The organism is Clostridioides sp. ES-S-0123-01, from assembly GCF_020658415.1.
Classification (GTDB): Bacteria; Bacillota; Clostridia; order Peptostreptococcales; family Peptostreptococcaceae; genus Clostridioides.
Map to the genome: position 1 here is coordinate 520,363 of NZ_JACVWD010000002.1, position 21,198 is coordinate 541,560.

The 21,198-nt window shown below is 28.4% G+C and carries 17 protein-coding genes; 3 read left to right on the top strand and 14 right to left on the bottom strand.

Annotated elements, in window-relative coordinates; all coding sequences use genetic code 11:
• Window positions 1-30: 30 nt before the first annotated feature.
• The 7 genes from ssnA to IC175_RS05870 form a co-directional block, all read right to left on the bottom strand.
• Window positions 31-1,359: a putative aminohydrolase SsnA gene (ssnA, locus tag IC175_RS05840; RefSeq protein ID WP_227851268.1), complete on the bottom strand. Its 1,329-nt coding sequence runs from the start codon at window positions 1,357-1,359 to the stop codon at window positions 31-33.
• A 27-nt stretch (window positions 1,360-1,386) separates the two neighbouring features.
• Entirely contained in the window at window positions 1,387-2,970 is a 1,584-nt protein-coding gene (locus tag IC175_RS05845) for an N-acyl-D-amino-acid deacylase family protein (protein ID WP_227481904.1), read from the bottom strand.
• Window positions 2,971-2,985: 15 nt separating this feature from the next.
• On the bottom strand, window positions 2,986-4,173 hold the full coding sequence (locus IC175_RS05850; protein ID WP_227851269.1) for a YgeY family selenium metabolism-linked hydrolase: 1,188 nt from the start codon (window positions 4,171-4,173) through the stop codon (window positions 2,986-2,988).
• Window positions 4,174-4,295: 122 nt separating this feature from the next.
• On the bottom strand, window positions 4,296-5,510 hold the full coding sequence (gene dpaL / locus IC175_RS05855; protein WP_227851270.1) for a diaminopropionate ammonia-lyase: 1,215 nt from the start codon (window positions 5,508-5,510) through the stop codon (window positions 4,296-4,298).
• Between the two features lie 661 nt (window positions 5,511-6,171).
• Window positions 6,172-7,980, bottom strand: coding sequence for a sigma 54-interacting transcriptional regulator (locus tag IC175_RS05860; protein ID WP_227835115.1), 1,809 nt, complete (start codon window positions 7,978-7,980; stop codon window positions 6,172-6,174).
• A gap of 368 nt (window positions 7,981-8,348) precedes the next feature.
• Window positions 8,349-8,726, bottom strand: a complete 378-nt coding sequence (locus IC175_RS05865; RefSeq protein ID WP_227433761.1) for a RidA family protein — start codon at window positions 8,724-8,726, stop codon at window positions 8,349-8,351.
• A 366-nt stretch (window positions 8,727-9,092) separates the two neighbouring features.
• On the bottom strand, window positions 9,093-9,239 hold the full coding sequence (locus tag IC175_RS05870; protein WP_054274210.1) for a hypothetical protein: 147 nt from the start codon (window positions 9,237-9,239) through the stop codon (window positions 9,093-9,095).
• Between the two features lie 352 nt (window positions 9,240-9,591).
• Here IC175_RS05870 and IC175_RS05875 point away from each other — a divergent pair, with 352 nt between their 5' ends.
• Window positions 9,592-10,077 carry a hypothetical protein gene (locus IC175_RS05875; RefSeq protein ID WP_227851271.1) on the top strand — a complete coding sequence of 162 codons (486 nt, stop codon included), beginning with the start codon at window positions 9,592-9,594 and terminating at the stop codon, window positions 10,075-10,077.
• Between the two features lie 368 nt (window positions 10,078-10,445).
• On the opposite strand, the gene IC175_RS05880 is transcribed toward IC175_RS05875, so the two are convergent.
• The 6 genes from IC175_RS05880 to IC175_RS05905 form a co-directional block, all read right to left on the bottom strand.
• Window positions 10,446-11,840: a glycoside hydrolase family 55 protein gene (locus tag IC175_RS05880; protein ID WP_227846197.1), complete on the bottom strand. Its 1,395-nt coding sequence runs from the start codon at window positions 11,838-11,840 to the stop codon at window positions 10,446-10,448.
• Between the two features lie 157 nt (window positions 11,841-11,997).
• On the bottom strand, window positions 11,998-13,449 hold the full coding sequence (locus tag IC175_RS05885; RefSeq protein WP_227851272.1) for a glycoside hydrolase family 55 protein: 1,452 nt from the start codon (window positions 13,447-13,449) through the stop codon (window positions 11,998-12,000).
• Window positions 13,450-13,474: 25 nt separating this feature from the next.
• Window positions 13,475-14,818, bottom strand: a complete 1,344-nt coding sequence (locus IC175_RS05890) for a glycoside hydrolase family 55 protein (RefSeq protein WP_227851273.1) — start codon at window positions 14,816-14,818, stop codon at window positions 13,475-13,477.
• 457 nt (window positions 14,819-15,275) lie between these two features.
• The gene (locus IC175_RS05895) at window positions 15,276-15,815 is read right to left on the bottom strand and encodes a flavodoxin family protein (protein WP_227433759.1); all 540 of its coding nucleotides are present in this window, start codon (window positions 15,813-15,815) and stop codon (window positions 15,276-15,278) included.
• Window positions 15,808-16,224, bottom strand: a complete 417-nt coding sequence (locus IC175_RS05900) for a MerR family transcriptional regulator (RefSeq protein WP_227433758.1) — start codon at window positions 16,222-16,224, stop codon at window positions 15,808-15,810. The genes IC175_RS05895 and IC175_RS05900 overlap by 8 nt, the downstream gene beginning before the upstream one ends.
• 162 nt (window positions 16,225-16,386) lie before the next feature.
• The gene (locus IC175_RS05905) at window positions 16,387-17,508 is read right to left on the bottom strand and encodes an aldo/keto reductase (protein WP_227433757.1); all 1,122 of its coding nucleotides are present in this window, start codon (window positions 17,506-17,508) and stop codon (window positions 16,387-16,389) included.
• 139 nt (window positions 17,509-17,647) lie between these two features.
• On the opposite strand from IC175_RS05905, the gene IC175_RS05910 reads away from it, so the two are divergent.
• Both IC175_RS05910 and IC175_RS05915 read left to right on the top strand, forming a co-directional pair.
• Window positions 17,648-17,734: a winged helix-turn-helix transcriptional regulator gene (locus IC175_RS05910; protein ID WP_413927154.1), complete on the top strand. Its 87-nt coding sequence runs from the start codon at window positions 17,648-17,650 to the stop codon at window positions 17,732-17,734.
• 209 nt (window positions 17,735-17,943) lie between these two features.
• Window positions 17,944-19,611 carry a cell wall-binding repeat-containing protein gene (locus tag IC175_RS05915; protein WP_227851274.1) on the top strand — a complete coding sequence of 556 codons (1,668 nt, stop codon included), beginning with the start codon at window positions 17,944-17,946 and terminating at the stop codon, window positions 19,609-19,611.
• A 238-nt stretch (window positions 19,612-19,849) separates the two neighbouring features.
• On the opposite strand, the gene IC175_RS05920 is transcribed toward IC175_RS05915, so the two are convergent.
• On the bottom strand, window positions 19,850-20,713 hold the full coding sequence (locus tag IC175_RS05920; protein ID WP_227835108.1) for a conserved phage C-terminal domain-containing protein: 864 nt from the start codon (window positions 20,711-20,713) through the stop codon (window positions 19,850-19,852).
• Between the last annotated feature and the right edge of the window lie 485 nt (window positions 20,714-21,198).

Sequence of the window (21,198 nt, forward strand, 5' to 3'; positions counted from 1 at the left end):
GTCTCTTACTTGTATGTCATTATCAATTATTTAGATTCTATTCCATAGGTTCTGACTTAGTTCTCTACTCTTAGCTAGAATACTTTCTTCATCAATGTTTACCAATTTTCTGTCTTTCATAAGTACTTTTCCATTTATAATAGTTGTATCCACGCTTCTTCCACTCATTCCAAATATGATGTGTCCCCCTATTGTGTTTTCTGTCAATGGAGTATGTGGTGTATAATCAACTACTATGACATCCGCATAAGCACCTTTTTTAAGTATGCCTAGGTCATTTTTATAATAAGCCTTTGCTATTTTTTTATTGTTATCAAATAACATTGTTTGTGATTCTCCAAATCCAACTCTTGGGTCACTTAAGTGGTGTTTATGAATTATATTAGCAACCTTTAACGATTCAAACATATCACTAGTGTATCCGTCAGTTCCTAGACCTACTGTAACACCTCTTTTTAGTAATTCTATTGCAGGAGAACATCCAACTGCATTTCCCATATTAGATTCTGGATTATGAACTACAAATGTATTTGTTTTATTTAAAAGATTGATTTCATCTGTACTTATATATATACAATGAACTGCTATAGTCTTTTCTTTTAGAACACCAAAATCATTAAATCTTTCTAAAACTCTTTTTCCATATTTATCTACATTATATTGTAAGTCTGCTAATCCTTCAGCAACATGTACATGATAACCTGTATCAATACCAGCCATTTCTGAGGCACACTTATTTAATGTATCATCAGACAATGTAAATGCAGCATGAAGACCAAACATTCCCTTTATCATGTCTGTATCATCTTTTTGAGCATATTTTATGAAATTTACATTTTCATTGATACCTTGTTGTATTGTATCTCCACCATCTCTATCAGATACCTCATAACAAAGGCATGTTCTTATTCCCAAATCTTTTGCAACATCTGATATTGTAAATAAACTACCTTCAATTGCATTTGGACTTGCATGATGGTCATAAACTGTTGTGACACCATTTTTTATACATTCTATATAAGTTGCATATGCACTGTATTTTGTATCTTCTAGTGTAAGTTGTTTATCAAGTCTCCACCATAAATTGTTTAATATTTCTAAAAAATTTTCAGATGGTTTTCCTGGAACTGCCATACCTCTAGCAAATGAACTGTATATATGCATATGTGAATTTATTAGACCAGGCATGATTATCTTCTTGCCTGCATCTATAAATTCATGTCCTGGATATTTCGCTTTCATTTCCTCAGTAGTACCTATATCTTCAATCAGATTGTCATTTATTACAACACATCCATCTTCCATATAGGGATTTAAAGAATCTTGGCTTATTAGCCTCCCATTCCCCACTAAAATCATAAATTTATTCCTCCTTAAAGCTAAGATTTAATTTTTAAGTACTTTTCCTGCTTTAATTTTATTGTATTTTCCTTCTTCAACAACACAATTTCCATTTATAATTACATAATCTATACCTGTCGGATATTGCATGGAATTGATAAAATCATCACATCCACTAACAGTATCCTTGTCAAATATAACTAAGTCTGCAAAATATCCTTCTTTTAGTTCACCTCTATCTTTTATACTAAAGCTTACTGCTGCTTTTTTAGTCATTTTATAAACAGCTTCTTCAACTGTTAGTACATTTAATTCTCTAACATATCTTCCTAGTATTTTAGGGAAAGAACCATATGCTCTTGGATGTGGCTTACCTGCTAAAAGACCATCTGTACATACATTTTGCTCGTCTCTTTTCATAAAACCTATTATATGTTCTTCTAATCCATAGAAATCTACCATTCCAACTGCATTTTCTTCTTCTTTCAATAAATCAAACGTTGCATCTAACGGGTCTTTACCTCTCATCTTTCCAATTTCTAGTAGGCTCTTACCAATTGTATCTTGATTTTTTTCTGTCTTTACACTTGTTACAAAGATTTGGTCTATTCCAGCAAATTCTATAAAGTTATCCCAACCTTCGATTCCATTTGCTATATCTTTTTTCATTTTTGCTCTTTCGTTTTCATCACTTAATCTTTCTATTAATTTATCAGTTCCTCCTGAATGTGCCCATGGAGGTAAAACTACTCCAAGCATTGTACTTCCAGCTGCATAAGGATATTGGTCAAATGATACTCTTATACCTTCTTTTTCTGCTTTTTCTAAAAGTTCTATAACTTGAGGTATATACTTCCAATTTGATTTACCACAAACCTTAAAGTGTGAGAAGTGAACTTTTACTCCTGATTGCTTTCCAATTTCTATAATTTCTTCCATTGATGTTAAAATTGTATCTGCTTCACTTCTTTGATGAACCACAAATACTCCATCGTATTTTGCTACTACTTTACACATCTCTATAATTTCTTCTGTCAATGAATACGCACAAGGTATATATATAAGTCCAGTTGATAATCCTATAGCTCCTGCCTTTAATTCTCTTTCTGTGATTTCACACATCTTTTGAATTTCCTCTTTAGTGGCAGGTCTATCTTCAAGCCCCATTGCTTCCATTCTTACATTTCCATGAGGTACTAAATAGGTTTCATTTAACCCTACTCCATTTTCATCCATCATTTTTAAATAGTTTTCTGTTGTTTCATATTTCCAATCAATTTCATCACTTTCACCATCTAGGCCTGCTAAATTTTTTCTCCAAGAAGATATATGCTCTTGAGGTAGAGGGGCCATAGATATTCCATCTTGGCCCAACACTTCTGTTGTAATTCCCTGTCTAATCTTTACCTCATTATATGGATTAACCAAAATCACTAGGTCTGAATGGCTATGAGTATCTATGAAACCTGGACATATAACTCTACCTTTTGCATCTATAACTTTGTCAGCTTCTTCGTTTAAATCCTGTGATATTTTTAATATTTTTTCGTTTTCTATTAAAATATCCCCTTCATATGCTGGTGTTTTATTTCCATCTACTATAAGCCCATGTTTTATTAAAGTTCTCACAAAACCATCTCCTAATTATTTTTTATAAACTGATTTTAATATTCCATAATATCCTTCTGCACCTTTGAATAATTGGTCTAACTCTATATGTTCATCTATTGTATGAGCAAGATTTTCTTTAGAAGGACCAAATCCTATAGTTCTTATCCCAGCCTCACCTGCATAATGGCTTCCATTTGTACAGAATGAATATTGAGTTATTTCTGAATCTATTCCAGCTTCTTTTAATCCTTTGTATGCTGCTTGAACAAATTCATCATCTTCATCATATAACCAACCTGGGAAGAATCTTTCACTTTCTATAGTATTTCCTGTATAACAGTCAGCTTTTTCAGATGCATAAGAAACTTTTGCATTTAATTCTGAGTCTTCTTTCATCATTTCATCTAATAAGGCTTGTATTGGAGCTAGTACTCCTTCTCTTGTTTCTCCAACTAATAATCTTCTATCAAAAGTAGCTTTACAATAATCTGGCACCACTGATGCACCTGGATATGGAGAAGATTTTATATCTGTTAAAACTAATATTCCATCACCTAAAACTGGATGAGTTGGAGGTACTAATTGTTGTATTCTTTGAATTACATTAGCCATTTTATAAACTGCATTTACACCTTTTTCTGGGTTAGCAGAGTGAGCTGGTTTACCAAAAGTTTCTACAACTATTTCTCCTCTACCTCTTTGACCAATCTTTAAGTTTAGTTCTGAAGATTCTCCGATTACAACATAATCAGGTTTAACAGCTTTACTTATTTCTCTAGCTGAAACTCCTTCAAATATTTCTTCATGAACAACTCCTGCTACATATAATTCACCTTCGAAGTCTTTATTAGTATCTTCTGCAAAGTATGAAACAGCCGCCATCATAGCACTTACTTGACCCTTCATATCAGAAGTTCCTCTACCATATATTTTTCCATCTACTATTCTTGCTTCAAAAGGAGGAACACTCCACTTACTTGCATCTGGAACTGGAACTGTATCTATATGCCCATCAAATAATATTTTTTTCCCTGGTTTGTTTCCTTTTATGCATCCTATTATATTTCCATATCTATCTCTTGACCAGCTGTCAAAACCTAGCATAGCAAAATTTTCTTCAATTGCCTTTACTACATTTTCTTCTTGGCCTGAATAACTAGCATTTCTTATTAAATCTTGGCATACTTCAGTTAATTGTTTTTTTCTTATTTCATTTAACATTTTGATATTCCCCCATATAATTTTTAATTTATTGATGTTTCACTTTATTTATTGTTATTTTACTTATTTACTTATTAATATTTCACTTATTAAACTTTTATTTATTTTTTATTTTAAATTTTTTATTTACTTTGGTATTCTCCATTCCAAACTATATCTTTATATTTGTCTGGGTCAGTGTCTCCTTCTGTACTTATTAATAATACTTTAGAGTTTTCATCTAATTTCAAAGCCTCTCTTAAATCTTTTAAATCTTCACTTTCAAGTATTGAAACTAATGCTCCAGTTGTAACTGCTCCAGATTCTCCAGAGATTACTTTTTCATCTCCTCTTAGAGGATTTCCTAAAACTCTCATACCTTTAGCAGAAACCCAGTCTGGTGCTGAAACGAATGCTGATGAATAATTTTTTAATACTTCAAATCCTATAGTATTTGGTTCTCCACAAGCAAGACCTGCCATTATAGTTGGCATATCTCCACCTACAAATCTTGGTTTTCCATCTCCTGCTTCTGCTGATTTATAGTAACAATCTGCCTCATCAGCTTCTACTACTACTGTTATTGGGCATTCGTCATATATTGAAGCAACATATCCTTGAACTGCACCAGCAAGCGAACCAACTCCTGCTTGCACAAATACATGCGTTGGTCTATCTACTCCATATTCTTTTAATTGTTCTATAGCTTCTTTAGCCATAGTTCCATATCCTTGCATTATCCATGCTGGTATTTCTTCATATCCATCCCATGCTGTATCTTGAACCATTACTCCATAGTCATCAGCTTCTGCATAATCATTAGCTAATCTTACTGCATCATCATAATTTAAGTCTGTTATACTAGCATCTGCACCTTCTCCCTTGATTTTATTTAATCTAAATTCAGAAGAACCTTTTGGCATTAATACAACAGATTTTTGACCTAATTTATTAGCTGTCCAAGCAACTCCTCTACCATGATTTCCATCTGTAGCTGTAAAGAAAGTTATTTCTCCTAATTGGTCTTTTATTTCTTTTGAAGTTAATTTTTCATATCCTAACTCTGATATATCTTTATTTAATCTTTGAGCTAAGTATTTACCCATAGAGTAAGAACCACCCAAAACTTTAAATGCATTTAATCCAAATCTATAAGATTCATCTTTAACATATATTCCGCTAACTCCTAATAATTTTGCTAAGTTATCTAATTTAACTAAAGGAGTTTTTTCATATTGTGGAAAACTCTCATGAAATGCTTTAGCTTTTGCAATTTCTTCGTCCTTTAAAAATTCAATTCCTTTTTCTTTTTCCTCTGCTTTAGGTAAGTTATTTAATTTCCATTTTATTTCTCTCATTTATTTTATATTCCCCTTTCAAATTTTTCGATGTCATTATTAATTTTTTATCTTTGTGTCTTTATATAAAGCAATTACTGTGCCAATATTATTTATTCTAAAAATATTTTTTTTATGTTGGAATTACATACTTTTTTCAAATTTATTTAAATGTTGTAAAATCTGAGTGTGAAAAATAAGATTTATAAAAGAAAAAATTCTCATATTGGGAAATTTTTATCAATACGAGAATTATCATTTCGAGAAACCGTTTCTTTGTGTTTATTTTCCTTTATTATGCTTTTACTTTTCTATATGCCTGTTATTTTGTCTTGTATATTACTATTTTTACCTTCTATATTTATATTGTTATAACCTTCTATATTTATATTGTTATAACCTTCTATATTTATATTGTTATAACCTTCTATATTTTATGTTTTTATTTTAGCTTTCTATAATACTGTTATTTTTATGTTTTACATATTTGTACTTTATAAGCTCAAACTTTTATTTTCTATTATTTATACTTACTCAATATCTTACAAGCTTATAATTTTATTTTTATATAGTATTATTACTATATTAGTCTCTTCTAGTGACACTTCTATTATAGAGGCTTTATTTTTATTGACCTACAAATCACATTACCATACATTTAAAACTATTTTCTATGTTTAATTTATTGTTGTTCCTCTTCTAGTTTTCTGTATAATGTAGCTAAACCTATCCCTAAATCTTTTGCTATTTTCTTTTTTGTCTTTGTATCTCTTCCATATTTATTTAACAACTTATGTATGTAAGTTAACTCCAATTCTTTAATTGAAAGTATTTTTTCTTGGTTTTCTACTATTCCCCCGACTATATCATCTTCAAACTTTGTTACCTCATTATTACTCTTAAAACTATTTCCTTCAATATTATAATAGTTCAAAATATCTAATGGAAGCATATCTTTATAGATTATTCCATCTTCTCCAACTAAATTCATCATATATTCAACTGCATTTTCTAATTCTCTTATATTTCCCGGCCAATTATAATTAACCAACATATTCATTACATTTTTTTCTATTTGATTCAATTTTATATCTAATTCTAAAGAATACTTGGAAACAAATTTCATCATTATAGTTTCAATATCATCTTTTCTTTCCCTAAGAGGTGGCAAATTTATAGGAATTACGTTTAACCTATAGTACAAATCATCTCTAAACTTACCTTCATTCACCAACTTAAGTAAGTTTTTATTCGTTGCAGCAATTACTCTTATATCTAAATCTATAAGTTTATTTGAGCCAATTCTTGCAAATTTTCTTTCCTGCAAAACTCTAAGTAACTTTGCTTGTAAAGGCATAGATAGGTCTCCCATTTCGTCAAGAAATATGACACCTTCATTTGCAAGTTCAAACTTACCAACCTTACCTCCACTACTAGCCCCACTAAATGCACCTTTTATATAGCCAAATAACTCACTTTCAAGAAGGTTTTCTGGAATAGCAGCACAGTTTATAGCAATAAATGGCTTATTCCATCTACTTCCTTCAGCATGTATAGCTCTAGCAATTAGCTCTTTCCCTGTACCACTTTCACCAGTTATAAGAACTGTTGAATTTGACTTTGCTAATTTCTTAGTTCTCTCTTTAACTTTCACCATTGATTCTGAGTTCCCAATTATAGACTCTATATCACTATTTCCCCATCCACTATTGACTTTCCCATGTCCTTTATGGTTTATATATGTCTTATCAAATATAATTATCTTGTCATATTGATTTATATATGGATATACAGGAATTATTTTGGCATTTATATTATAAATTTTGTTATCAATATCAATTTCTAGTAATTCATGTCCATTTGAAGAAGATTCAACAGATACTATTTTTACTGTATTTTCTATTATATCTTTTCCAATATCTAATTTTTTCAAAGCAATATTGTTTATATAAGATATTTTGCTATTTATATCTAATATAACAACACCTTTTTCAACATTTTCAATTATTTCTATCATCATGTTCATTTTTCTACTGCTACTTTTTGACACTTCATGTTCTTCTATCTTCATAGAAATTAAATCGCATATATGATTGACAAACTTCAAATAATTGTCTATTTTTGCACTTATTTCTACTTTTTTAGTTTTATCTGTACTAATAGCGCCAATTACTCCTATAGTACGATTATTATATTTTATTGGAACTGCTATTATTACTTTATTTAGGCATTTCATGTAATGGGAACATTCTATACAAAGCTGATTATCACATATATCTAATACGACTAATTCCTGACCTGTCTGTATAACTTTATCATAAAGAAAACCTTCAGTAACAACGCTTTCATTTATTTTTGATTTATACAGACCTGTGCCACTAATTCTTATTAATCTATCATCAACTATTTCAATATCTACATCTAACACGCTAGCTACTGTTTCAGTGTATTTTATCATTTCCTGTTGAAATTCTTTTAATTTACTTACCATAGTTTCCCCCATTAGAATTTAATTTACTAAATTATCAGTTTAGCTATATTTTAACATATAGTTAATTTTTAAAATATATATAAAACATTACTTATTTATATATTTACATTGAAATACATAATAATAATTATAAAAAGATTGTTTTATATTAGGATTACTTTAATTATAATACACAAATAATAAAATAAAAAAAGCTTTCCTCCTATAACAAATATATTTTTGGCACAAAAATATATGTTATATAAGAAAAGCTCAATAGTTAAATATTTAGATAGATTTTTATATAGACTTTTTTAATATAAACTTTTTAATTGTAGACTTTTTTTATTAGTTTTTAATTTTCATTAGTTTTGTCATTGGTTTTATTATTATAATACTGCCATTGCTTCAATTTCTAAAACTGCATCTTTTGGTAATTGAGCAACTTGTACACATGATCTTGCTGGTGGATTTTCTTTAAAATATGTAGCGTACACTTCGTTAATATCATTAAAATCTTTTAAATCTTTTACGAAAACTGTAGTTTTAAATACTTTATCCATAGTTGTACCAGCTTGTTCTAGTATTGCTTTTACATTGTCTAAAGAAGCTTTTGTTGCTTCTTTTGGGTCAGATACTAACTCGCCTGTCTTCATGTCTATTGGAAGTTGACCTGATGTAGAAACTATATTTCCAACTTGTATTGCTTGAGAATATGGTCCAATTGCTCCTGGAGCTTTCTCTGTAGCTATTACTACTTTTGACATGATTTCACCTCCTATTATTAAGTTATATTTACAGGAAAATAAAATTTCCTAAACACCAATATTAATATGAACCTCTAGACAAGAAATCAAGTCCAAAGTTTCAAATAATCAATACTCAGATTATTATATTTATTTGTGTTCATGTTAATATTTATTAAAGCAATTAGCATGCCAATTTCTTTTTATTCATAAAACTTTATAGAACCACTTAAAACACCTAAATTGAAACCTTTCCATAAAAAATAATCCGAAAATAGTTTTTTTATAGTACTAATTTTTTTCTCATATCTGGAATTTTACCAACTTGAGAATTCTTGTTTTGAGAATTTGCGAATTTTATTTAAATAGTTCTAAAGTTTTAAGTTATTATGCTATCATGTATGAAAGAACTATGGTTGACAATCCTACTGCTACAAATAGCAACACTTTAATCCAGACCTTATTTACTTTTGTTATCATAGAACCTATTGAAAATATAATAGCCAAGTATAATAGTAACCAAAAAATTATCATTCCACTACTGCTGCTGAAAACTTACAAAACTATTTTTTAATGACCCCATTTATTTTATAAGATATACGTTTATTTTATAAAATATAAGTAAAGTATAAAATTATTTCAGCAACTTTCTCCCTTCTTATTTTTTAAATCTTTTATAGAATTGTATCATGTTTGAGTGAATTTTCATACTATTAAGTCTTTACCTCTACAAAACAATACCTCTCATTTCATGCCTAATAATGTAAGATTACAGCTATTTTATTGATTTTGATAACTTGATTGACTATACTATTATTAGTTTTTATTTGTATATAAAGCTACTATTTATATGCAAAATTTTTATTTATATAGGGGGTTTTTAATTATGAACAAAAGTCCATTAACAGCAGAAACAACAGAAGAAATGCTAAAAGTACTAAGTGGGAAAGATTATAATATTGCTTATGATTTTCATAAGCTTGGTCAATCACTCGATTGCAAGATTGAACCACGAACAGGAGCTCGCTCTTATCGTATATTATATTCAACTAAAAAACCAAATCGTAGTCTATTTACTATTGAATGTAATGAGAAAAAATGGAGAGTTAAAGCAAACCTTTATAATCTAAATACATATAGAGATACTGTGGAGGAATGTTCTAAAACTATTAAAGATAGTATTACAAAAACTCGTACTTGTAAAAAATGTAATCCAAAATGTATTGGTGGTTCTTCATTTGAATTAGATGGCAAGTCCTATATAACTTGTGTAGGAAGTGGACATTATTTTGCTAATATGGAAGAAATAGATTGGAAAAATCTAAAAAAGTTAATTAGTAAAGAGAATGATATTATGCAGAAATCTGTTTAATATGCTACTAACTATTAAAACCAAAACAACTACTAAAACACATATAAATTTAGATATCAAATAAAAGATAAAAATGTGCATAGATTTGTATGTATATCAAAATTCTGTGCATATTGAAAAACTGTGTATACCAAAAGGCTGTAGATAAATTTACTTTTCTGTAAATCTAATTATAGCCTTTATGTATTGCTTTTACTATATAATCATTAAAGTTATTTTGTAATCTTAAATTTCCTCCTACATGTACTGCTTCTATATTAGTTTTTGTATTATTATATTCAGCTTTTATTTATAAAAAATGAATCCTATTACAAGGATTCATTTTTTTATATTATTTAATACTTATTTTTTTGAGTTTCAGAGGATTTTTAAGGTTTATGAACCTTATAATAATATACAGTTTCTTTTCCAATAAGTTCAGAACCAAGTTCTACCCATTCTCCTCCATAGGTAGATTTTATATGAGAAATATCTGAATCTAGTGATGTAACAATAAGACCTTCTTGAGCTCTAAATATATTTCTTTTCTCATCATCAGGTCCTGTTTTTAAACTCAGTTTACCCTTATCTAATATTAGCACATTTTTATTTTTATGATAGCCTCTCAAGTTAATACCATTAATAATTTCTGGAACAGATGAATCAATAAATATATAATCATTAAAGTTATTTTGCAATCTTAAGTTTCCGCCTCCATGTTCTGCTTTTATTATACAATCATAAGCATCTATGTTACATTTCAATGTAGATTTTATCATATAAGTAGTTTTAAATACATAAACTTTATGTTTATATTCTAATCCATCATCCCAATTATCTTTGTTATCACTAAGCAAATTAACATGGCAATTCTTAAAACTCTCTCCATAGAATAATGAATATGCATCTTCTTTCCTATTTTCCATATTTGAATAAGTATCATAATCTGTATTATAATAATACTGACCACATCTTCTTATAATCCCAGATATAAAAGTATTAATCATTGTACCAAATGCAAAACCACAATGTCCACATTGATCAATAGTAATATTATTAATCTTATAACTACCGCCACCCTTACTTCTAAGGCCTACTTCTTGTATTTTCTCGATTTTAATATTATTCAAACTAGCTCCTACCTTAATTTCCATACCCTTTTGGCATTCATATATTCTACTATTTGAAATAATTATGTCATTTCCTGTATCAATACCTAGCCCGCAAGAGGAAACTGTAATATCATTTACAATTGAATAGTAAGGAATTTGAATTCCTGTACCTGAGAAGCCATTTATATAAAGGTTTTCATAATGACCTAGGCCTGTAGTTTCAGTAGTACATGTAATAGCTGATACATCCTCCATTTTTTCATTATTCTCATTTTCCTTAATGTGGATTTCATAATGATAATGTGGATTTCCTTTTGTTGGTGGTTCATCATTAACAAGTACCTCACAGCTATCAGAGTAAAAACTTATATTTTTAATACATTGTTTCATTTTTGTCAATGTAATAATACTCATATTAGGAACTCCATGAGTTATAAATTCTGTAGCAGATGTTGATGAATTAGAATCTCCCAGTAAGGTTATTTCTTTATCAATCGTAACACCAGTTTCAAATAAGTATTTACCTTTGGGAAAATATAAAATACAAGACTTAAGTGGTAGCTTATCAATAACTTCTTGTATGAAAGGCCCCACATCTTCTGAACCATCATTTTTAATCTTAGGATATTTTTCTAATATGTTAATTGTTATTTCATTTTTAATTTCTTCCATAATATTATTTATTCCTTTCTTATTTACTCAATACCAAAAGATTATGTACTTTTGGGATTAAATAAATTTTTATAGTTACCAATTTAACTATATAAAATTTATTAAAACTAATAACTAGACCATTATCAAAATACTTGCTTAACTCTAATATATTTGCTTACTTATCTATCACTTTGTAATAGTGTATAGTTTTTCCAAAACCTAATTTTTGACCAATTTTCTCCAATTTTACTTTATATTGACCGAAAACTGAATCGATATTACTAATTGTTGTGGATATAATATCATTTACCTGTGGGCTATGCATCTTAATATCACCATTTATATACATCTCATAATTTTTTATATTTATTTTGTCATTATGACCTTCTTCAGATATACCAACTCCATTAATACTACTAAGTTCGCCATCATAAAATATAACTGTTTGTTCTTTATTATTGTATATTAGGTTTCCTTTTTCTGAATTAACAACCATATCAGTAGCATCTATATTGCATCTTAATAATACATTCTTGGTTTCAAAAGCTTCTATAAGGTATATCTTATGTTCCCTAAATCTTAAATCCCCTTTTCCTTCATCAAATCTATCCTTACCTTTATCATCCCAATAGTCTCCATTGTCATTTGCGATTGTTATATTACTTGACTCTATTGAATTCCCATAAAACAAGGAATAAGCTTCCTTAACTCTCTCGTCTAACTTCAAATAGTCATCATAGTTAAAATTAAAATAAAATTGCCCACATCTTGAGATATTTCCTGATATGTATGTATTAGACATTGAGTCAAACTTGAATCCGCAATATCCACATTGGTCAATTGTAACATTTGTAACAAAGTTTAAGCCCTTACCAATATTGTTAATAGCAATCCTACCAACTTCTTCTACTCTCATACCATTTATAAATGTTCCAGTAGAAATTTCCATTCCATAATCACATCCCCAAGTCTTTCCATTAGTAATTATTGAATTTTCTCCTGTACTAATTCCACGATTACATGAAAAAACAGTTATATCATTTACTGTGGAATTATTAGGCATCTTAAGTGCAATTTCACCAAAACCACCAAAGTCCACATTTTCATAATGACCAGGCCCTTCTGATACATTTTCACATACAATTGCTGATATATATTTGCCTTTGTGTGCAAATACTATCTCATGATGAAATCCTGATTCACCATTTGCAGGAGGTGCATCAGGCGACTTCGCATTATCACAGTTATCTGATTGAAAAGAAATACTTTTAATACAATGTTTTACTCCCTTTACTGTTATCATTGCAAAACTTTCCATTGTACCATTTGCCTCATCTTCTTTATCAAATTTACCAGAAAATTGTGTTGTTCCTGAATAAAAATACTCATTAGTTGGATTATTTGACCTAAAATAGGCATCTCCACATAGTGTTAATCGTTTGTTAATCTCTATACCATTTGTAAATAAGTACTGCCCTCTTGGAAAATATATAATAGAGTCTTCTGGTGCAGCATTTATAATTTCTTGCACCCTAGAACTTACATCTTTTGTTTCATCATTAAAGACTCCATAATCTAAAACATTAATCCAGCCATCTGTTTCTTTAATTATTATCGGTTCTCCCATAATTCACTACCTCCTAATTTTAAAACTAATCTTCTATTTTTTTATAATAATACATAGGTTCTTCATTAACTGTTTTTATACCAATTTGTTCCCATGTCCCACTATGCAACTTGCTTATCTCTTCCTCAGAGTTTAATATTGAAGATATAACAGAGTTTTTTTGTAGTTTAGGAACTACTAAATCTTTCCCACCATCATCTACATAAAGTGTATTGTCAACTATCTTAAGTAAATCACCCTGATTTACATCAGAAACTTGAACTCCACCTACAGAACAAATCTCACCATCATAGAACTTGTAAGTATTCCTACCATTCTCTAATAATAAGTTTCCTTTTGCACATTGTATAAAATTATCAGCCTCAGCATCACATTCTAGAGTTACATTTTTAGTATCATTTGCTTTAATTACATGTATTTTACGCTCTAAACCGTTTTCTAGAGTATCAACATTATTATTTACCAATACAATATTGCAGTTATCTAAAGTGTCTCCATAGAATATAGAATAAGCCTCTTCTTTTTTGTCTGGAAGATTCTTATAAGTATCATAGTCAACATTTTTATAATATTGGCTACAGTTAGTAAATCTTGCAGTTATCTGGCTATGAGACATTTTTTCAAACATAAATCCGCAGTATCCACATTTATCAACTGCAAGATTCATAATAAGATTGAAACCAAGCCCTTTATTATCAATACCTACTTCTTGAATGTCTTCTATTCTTATATTGTTTAAGCTGACACCAGTTGTAATTTCCATTCCCTTTTTACATCCATAAATCTTACTACTAGAAAGCATTGATTTTTCTCCAAGTTTTATACCAAGACCACATGAAGTAACAGTAATATCATTACCATTTGCATAAAGTGGAACTTCAATTCCTGTTCCTGAAAATCCAGATATATATAGATGTTCAAAATGTGATAGAGCTTGTACTCCTTCACCTTCTGTTATAGCAGATACATCTTCAGGTAATTTATTTTTTTCGCGATTATCATAGTAAAAGTTAATATTCTTTACAGTTTGATTTTTCTCTGCTAATGTAATGATACTCATATTAGAAACGCCTCTAGTTATAAAATTTGTTGCTCCTATGAATGGTTTTTTATCTTCTTCACTTTCACTTAATTCTGGAACATCTCCCCCATAATAAGAATTTCCTTGAAGTGTTATTTGTTGGCTAATTTTGATACCTTTTTCAAATAAATAGTCACCATTTGGAAAATATATAACGGAATCCTTTAATGATTCATCAGAAACAATTTCTTGTATCATATCACTTACATCTTTTTTTCCAGTAATGTCTATTTCACTGTTTAGTTCCAGCACATTAACCCAGTCTGGAGTTTTAGTTTCAATTGCCATGATTAATTCCTCCTTTTAAAATTTAAATTGTTTGTATTTACAGGAATAAGTGCATTTTAACTATAATCATATACTTCCTGTAACTCCTATACTATCATTAAAATTCACCTTATCAGTAGTTGATTTGTTTATAAAACGTTTATATTTTATATATAATTTTTTTATATTTATTTTATAATTTATTCACTTTATAAAATTAGTATTTATATTTATGATATGATAATAAAATATGAAGACTGATGCTATGGATGAAAAAACTAATTATCTAGTTTACCAATTATATACAACAAAAAGCTGTAGGTAAATTTGTTTTACACAAATCTACTTACAGCCTCTAAATGGTAGAATACATTTTAGTCTACTATTTATTTTATCAAGATTATTTTGTCTAGATTATTCTGAACTCACTCTATCAATAAAATTTAGTAAATCTGATACTCTTAAAAATCTCTCTTCACTACACTGACTTGCCCATTTCATAGGCATGATTCATTGCTACACTTTCTTTGATGTCACCTACATGCCAAGCTCCTATGCCATACACTATACCTTTTTCCTTAGCACCATTTAGACATGACGTAAATCCTCTGAATCCTTCTAATGTTCTTTCCATAGCCTGCTCACTATTGTCAGCTGCAGCAACGATGAAATAAAACTCTTTTCCAGAAATTTCAGTGTATCTCGAACAAGTTCTATCAATCATAGTTTTCATCTGTGCATTCATAGTATAAAAATAAACTGGAGTTGCCAAAACAATCACATCTGCTTTAATCATTTTTTCAAGAATTTCTTCCATGTCATCTTTTTGTGAACAGTTTCCACCTTTCTCGTAACAGACTCCACATCCTATACAATATTTAACATCCTTATCTTTTAAAAATATTTTCTCTACTTGGTTTTTAGATTCTAATGCCCCTTGCATAAATTGGTCACATAATAAATCAGAATTACCACCTTTTCTAGGGCTTGCAGACAATACAAGTACACTTTTATTCATAAGACAATACCTCCGTTCTTTGACTCTCACTATTATTTTTTAATGTTTTTTCTTTTTCAATAACTTTATCCTCGTATCCATCAATTTTACTATTTAATCGTTCTAAAGTTTTCTGCATATCTTCAATTCTTCTAGAAAGCTGATTTCGTTGTTCTATTAAAAGTTCTTTTCTCGCTTTGATAGTTTTGTTCCCTTGTTGAAACATAGTTACATATTCAATCAATGTCTCAATGGAAAGTCCTGCACTTCTCATACATTTGATGAAATTAACCCACTCACAATCTTTTTCTGTAAAAGACCTAATTCCACTTTTATTTCTATTTACAGGTGGTATTAAACCAATTCGTTCATAATATCGTAAAGTATCTGCTGAAAGTTCGTATTTTCTACTTACTTCTGAAATTGTCATACAAATCCTCATCCTTTCTTGATACTGTATAATTTAAAATCCGATTAAACAGTTTAACTGATATTTCATAAACTTCAACTTTTCTATATAACATTAATTATTTCACTTATACTTAATTAACTTCAAGTTCTTTATATATCATTAATTATTTTATAGTAGCAATTATTTTTCAAATATTTCTGCTACATTCTTTAGAGATTCTACAATTTTAATATGTTGTGGACAATTTTTTTCACACTGTTTACATCCAATACAATCTGATGCTTTTCCATAAGTTTTAGTGTAGTTATTATAATAAACCATTTGTGTTGAAAATCCAGTATTAAGAGCTTGCTTTTCTGCATTGTATAAAGCAAAATAGTTTGGAATAGCGATATTTTTTGGACATCCTTCTACACAATACTGGCAAGCAGTACATGGAACTGCGATTGCTTCATTTATAATTTCCACTGCTTCATTTATAACATCATATTCTTCCTGTACAAATGGTTCAAAATTTTGCATATACCCTGTGTTGTCTAATAGTTGTTCCATATTTGACATTCCACTTAAAACCATCATGACATTATCTTTACTTGCTGCAAAACGAATTGCCCATGATGGCACTGACATATCTGGATTATAATCGTTAAATAATTTTTCGGCTCTTTCTGGTATTTTTGCTAGTGTACCACCTTTTACTGGTTCCATAACTATAACAGGTTTATTGTGTTTCTTTGCTACTTCATAACACTTTCTAGATTGTATGCTTTCATTATCCCAATCTAAATAATTAATTTGTAACTGCACAAAATCTACTTCTGGATGCTCATTCAATACTTTGTCTAATAGTTCTGCACTATCATGAAAAGAAAAACCAATATTTTTTATTTTTCCTTCTTTTTTCTTTTCTTCAATAAACTTGAAACTGTCAAATTTTTTAGCTATTTCATAATGTGATACACCAATGTTATGTAAAAGATAATAATCAAAATAATCTACACCACATTTTTCTAACTGTTCATTAAAAATAGGCTCCTGCTCTTCTTTTGTTTTTAAAGCCATTAGTGGTAGTTTTGTAGCTACGGTAAAACTTTCTCTTTTATGTCTCTTTACTAGAGATTCTCTAAGTGCTATTTCACTTTTACCCATATGGTATACATATGCTGTATCAAAATATGTGAATCCTCTCTCTAAAAAAGTATCAACCATATTATTTAAGTAGTCCATATCAATACTTGTAGCATCATTTTCGTCTTTTATTGGTAAACGCATTAACCCAAACCCTAATTTTTTTTGTTCCATTGTCTTGCTTCCCCCTTTATGTATTCTCTACTTTAATTTATGTTTTTAAATATTTATAAATTTTCTATAATTATACTTTACTACTTAGAGTTAACTTCAAGTCAATAGTTTTTTTATTTTTTAATTAAATACTATAAAAATTTATCAAGAAATTCCACCTAAAGTAGAATATTTCCTAACAGATTTAGGAATAAGCTTTGTCCCTGTTTTAGAACACATGAAATAATGGGGAAAAACCTATTTATCAAATGATAAAAATAATCCATCCTGATTTACATATATTCAATGTCGAAAACATTTTCCCAAAGATTTATGATACAATGTTAAATAATAAAATAAAAGCTTTATATTGAATAATCTTATCTGTTGATTTTAAGATTATATTTTACTAGTTCATACTAAATAATAAAATATAAGGATTGTGAGGTAAAAAATATGAATAAGAAAAACTTAGCTATATTAGTGGCAGGTATGATGTTTTTTTCTAGCTCTTCAGTAATCTTTGCAAACAACATAACAAAGCAAGAAAGATTAATAGGTAAAACAAGATATGAAACGGCTGTAGAAGTGAGTAAATTAGGATGGGTTCAATCAAAAGTAGCAATTATAGTCAATGGCAACTCTATTCAAAGTGCACTTTGTGCAAATCCTTTTGCTAAATTAAAAAATGCTCCTATACTATTAGTAAATGATAATAGTATAGAAAGTTCAACTAAAACTGAACTTAAAAGACTTGGCGTAGATAATGTATATATAGTGGACAGTGGAAATAGTATATCTAATAAAGTAGAAAATGAAATAAAATCACTCAACATAAAGGTAAATAAAATAGTAGGAAATAATATCTATGAAATGTCTACAAATTTACTTAAAGAAATAGATAAAATAAAAAAAGTGGAAAATGTAGCAGTTGTAAATGGATTAAAGGGGTTATCTGATGCTGTTAGCATAGCTTCTCCATCAGCAATACATAATATGCCTATAATACTAGTATCAGAGGAAAACAGCAATAATAGCAGTATAAATTTCTTAAACAATAGGTCTATAAAAAAATCTTATATAGTTGGTGGAAATAAGATTTTATCAGACAATACAGTAAAAAAATATCCGAATAAAGAAAGAATCAGTGGTTCAGATAGAAACAATACCAATGCCAAAATTATTGAACAATTTTACAAAACCAAAAATATAAAAAATGTGTTTGTTACTAAAGATGGTATGAACAAGGAAAATGCACTAGTAGACGCATTATCAATAGGAGTATTGGCAGCCAAAGAAAATTCTCCTGTAATAATATCTAATGGCACTCTTGTAAACAGCCAAAAAGATTTTATTAACAATAAAGACATAAAAGAAGTAACACAAGTTGGCGGAGGTGATAACCAAAAAGCATTTGAGGATATCTTAAAGCTAAAAAATGTCGATATAAGAAATAAAACTAAAAAAATATCTTTAATTGAAGCTAAGGAAATATTAAAACAAGCTGTTCCAGAAAGTAATGTTTTAGTTTGTTACTACGACCAAGATGATAATAAATACGACAGTAAGGTTATAAAGGATAATATTGTATATGAAGTAGAAATAGACGCCTACTCTGGTAAAATAATAGAAATTGAAAAAGATGATGATATAAATAATAATTTAGGTGTCAAAAATATATCTTTAGATAAAGCTAAATCTATAATACTAGATGCCATTCCTAATGGTAATTTAATATACTGTAAATATGATGCTGGCGATAATGAATATGAAGCTAAAGTTGTAAAAGATAATAAAACATATGAAATAGAGATAAATGCATTTGATGGAAGAATTATAGATATTGATATGGACGATGATTATGATGATAATGATTATGATGACTCTGATAATAATCACAATAATAGTGATTCTAATTCTAATAACAATAACTCTATAATTAGCATTGAAAAAGCTAAGTCAATAATGCTAAACAAAGTACCTGGTGGTAAAATAGTAAAATTTGAATATGATAAAGATGATAAAGAATATGAAGGCGAAATAATAAAGGGAAATAATGAATATGATATAACAATCAGTGCAATCACTGGAAAAATATTAGAATATGAAGTTGATACAATATAGTGTATGACTCTAATGATACAGTTTATAAAAATTTTCTTATTTGATATTGCTGTAATTTAAATTTGATATTACTGGAATTTTAAAAATTCCAGTAATATTTTTTATTATTAATAACACTAATAACCCTATTTTCTATACATATAATATATCTGAACATAAACTATATATGAATTTTAGATTTTTCATAATATCTATTCTAGTATATCTCTTCTAAACTTATATTTCTTATCCACTATAATCACTTTTCATTTAAGTAAGTCTTGAATTCATGACCAAACAGAGTCTCTGGTTTTATATCCACTAGTGTAGGAGTCTCCTTCCAGCTCTTCACTCTTGATTCTATAACTTTATAAAAATCTTCTAAGCTATGGCCTTCTTTTCTTCTTTCAGCTATAAGTTTATTATCTGTTTCTGAATCAAACCTAAAACTTTCCCCTGACTCTTTATTTAACTTTTTTATAATATTTTCATAAATACTTTCTATATAACAGTATTCCTCTTCCACATCAGTATTTTTCTTGGAGTTCTTTTTTAATAACTCTTTTTTTAAATTTTTTTTTAATAATTCTTTTTTCTTTGTTACATCTTCTGTTTCATCTACAGTATGAAGTTCTGGGTCATAACCCCATTGTCTATACTCTTTATCTACATAGCTATACATATTGGTATCACTGGTCTTATCTTTGTCATACTTATATTCATGTTTTGATACCTTTTGGATACTATTATTTGTTTCATTAATATTTTCTAATATATCTTCAAAAAAACTTCTACGTTTCTTTATTACACCTGTATCATTACTTTCAGAGCATATATAACTATATACAGAGCAACAATTTCCCTTCACTCCTCGACTTATTAGTCTCAATATTCCTAAATCTATAAATTCATTTACAAGCCTACTTATTGTAGATATTGATAAATCAAGGTCAGATGCAGCCTTTCTTACAGTCATCATAAACTGTCCCCTTGGTAAAGTTCCCCTTAATCTTTGTATGTTTTCTTTTCTCATTATATAGTGATTAAACCTTATTTTGTTTACATCACTTCGCTCGTTAAAATATAATACTGCTGAATTTAATTGATAAAAACCATTGTTCATATTCTTATTCCCCCAATTCAAATAAATAGTTGTTTGTAAGTATTTTTGTATTTCTTAATAATTTATTAGATGATTATATTTTATTAAAAATCATTCTTCTATATTTTTCATTTTAAAGTTTTAAAGGCTCTATGTTAATAGATGAGATTTAACTTTTTTATTTAAACAATAAATTTAATAATTTTTTTAATATAAATATTTTATTATTTAGTAAACATTTTCTTAAAATTGATATATTGTTCTTAGTATCAAAGTTTACAACCCTACTAGATATTAAGTTTTTGTCCATGTTATAGTCTCTAACTTTATATAAATGTATAATCAAATATACAATCTAAAAATATATCACTATGTTATACTAAGTGTTACAAAGTAAGATAGAAATTCTCTTATAATATAAATTGTTGTTATATATAAGAAAAACTCCTAATAAAAAATCTATTTAACATTTTTTTACTTTAAATTTCACATACTCAACGCTTTAT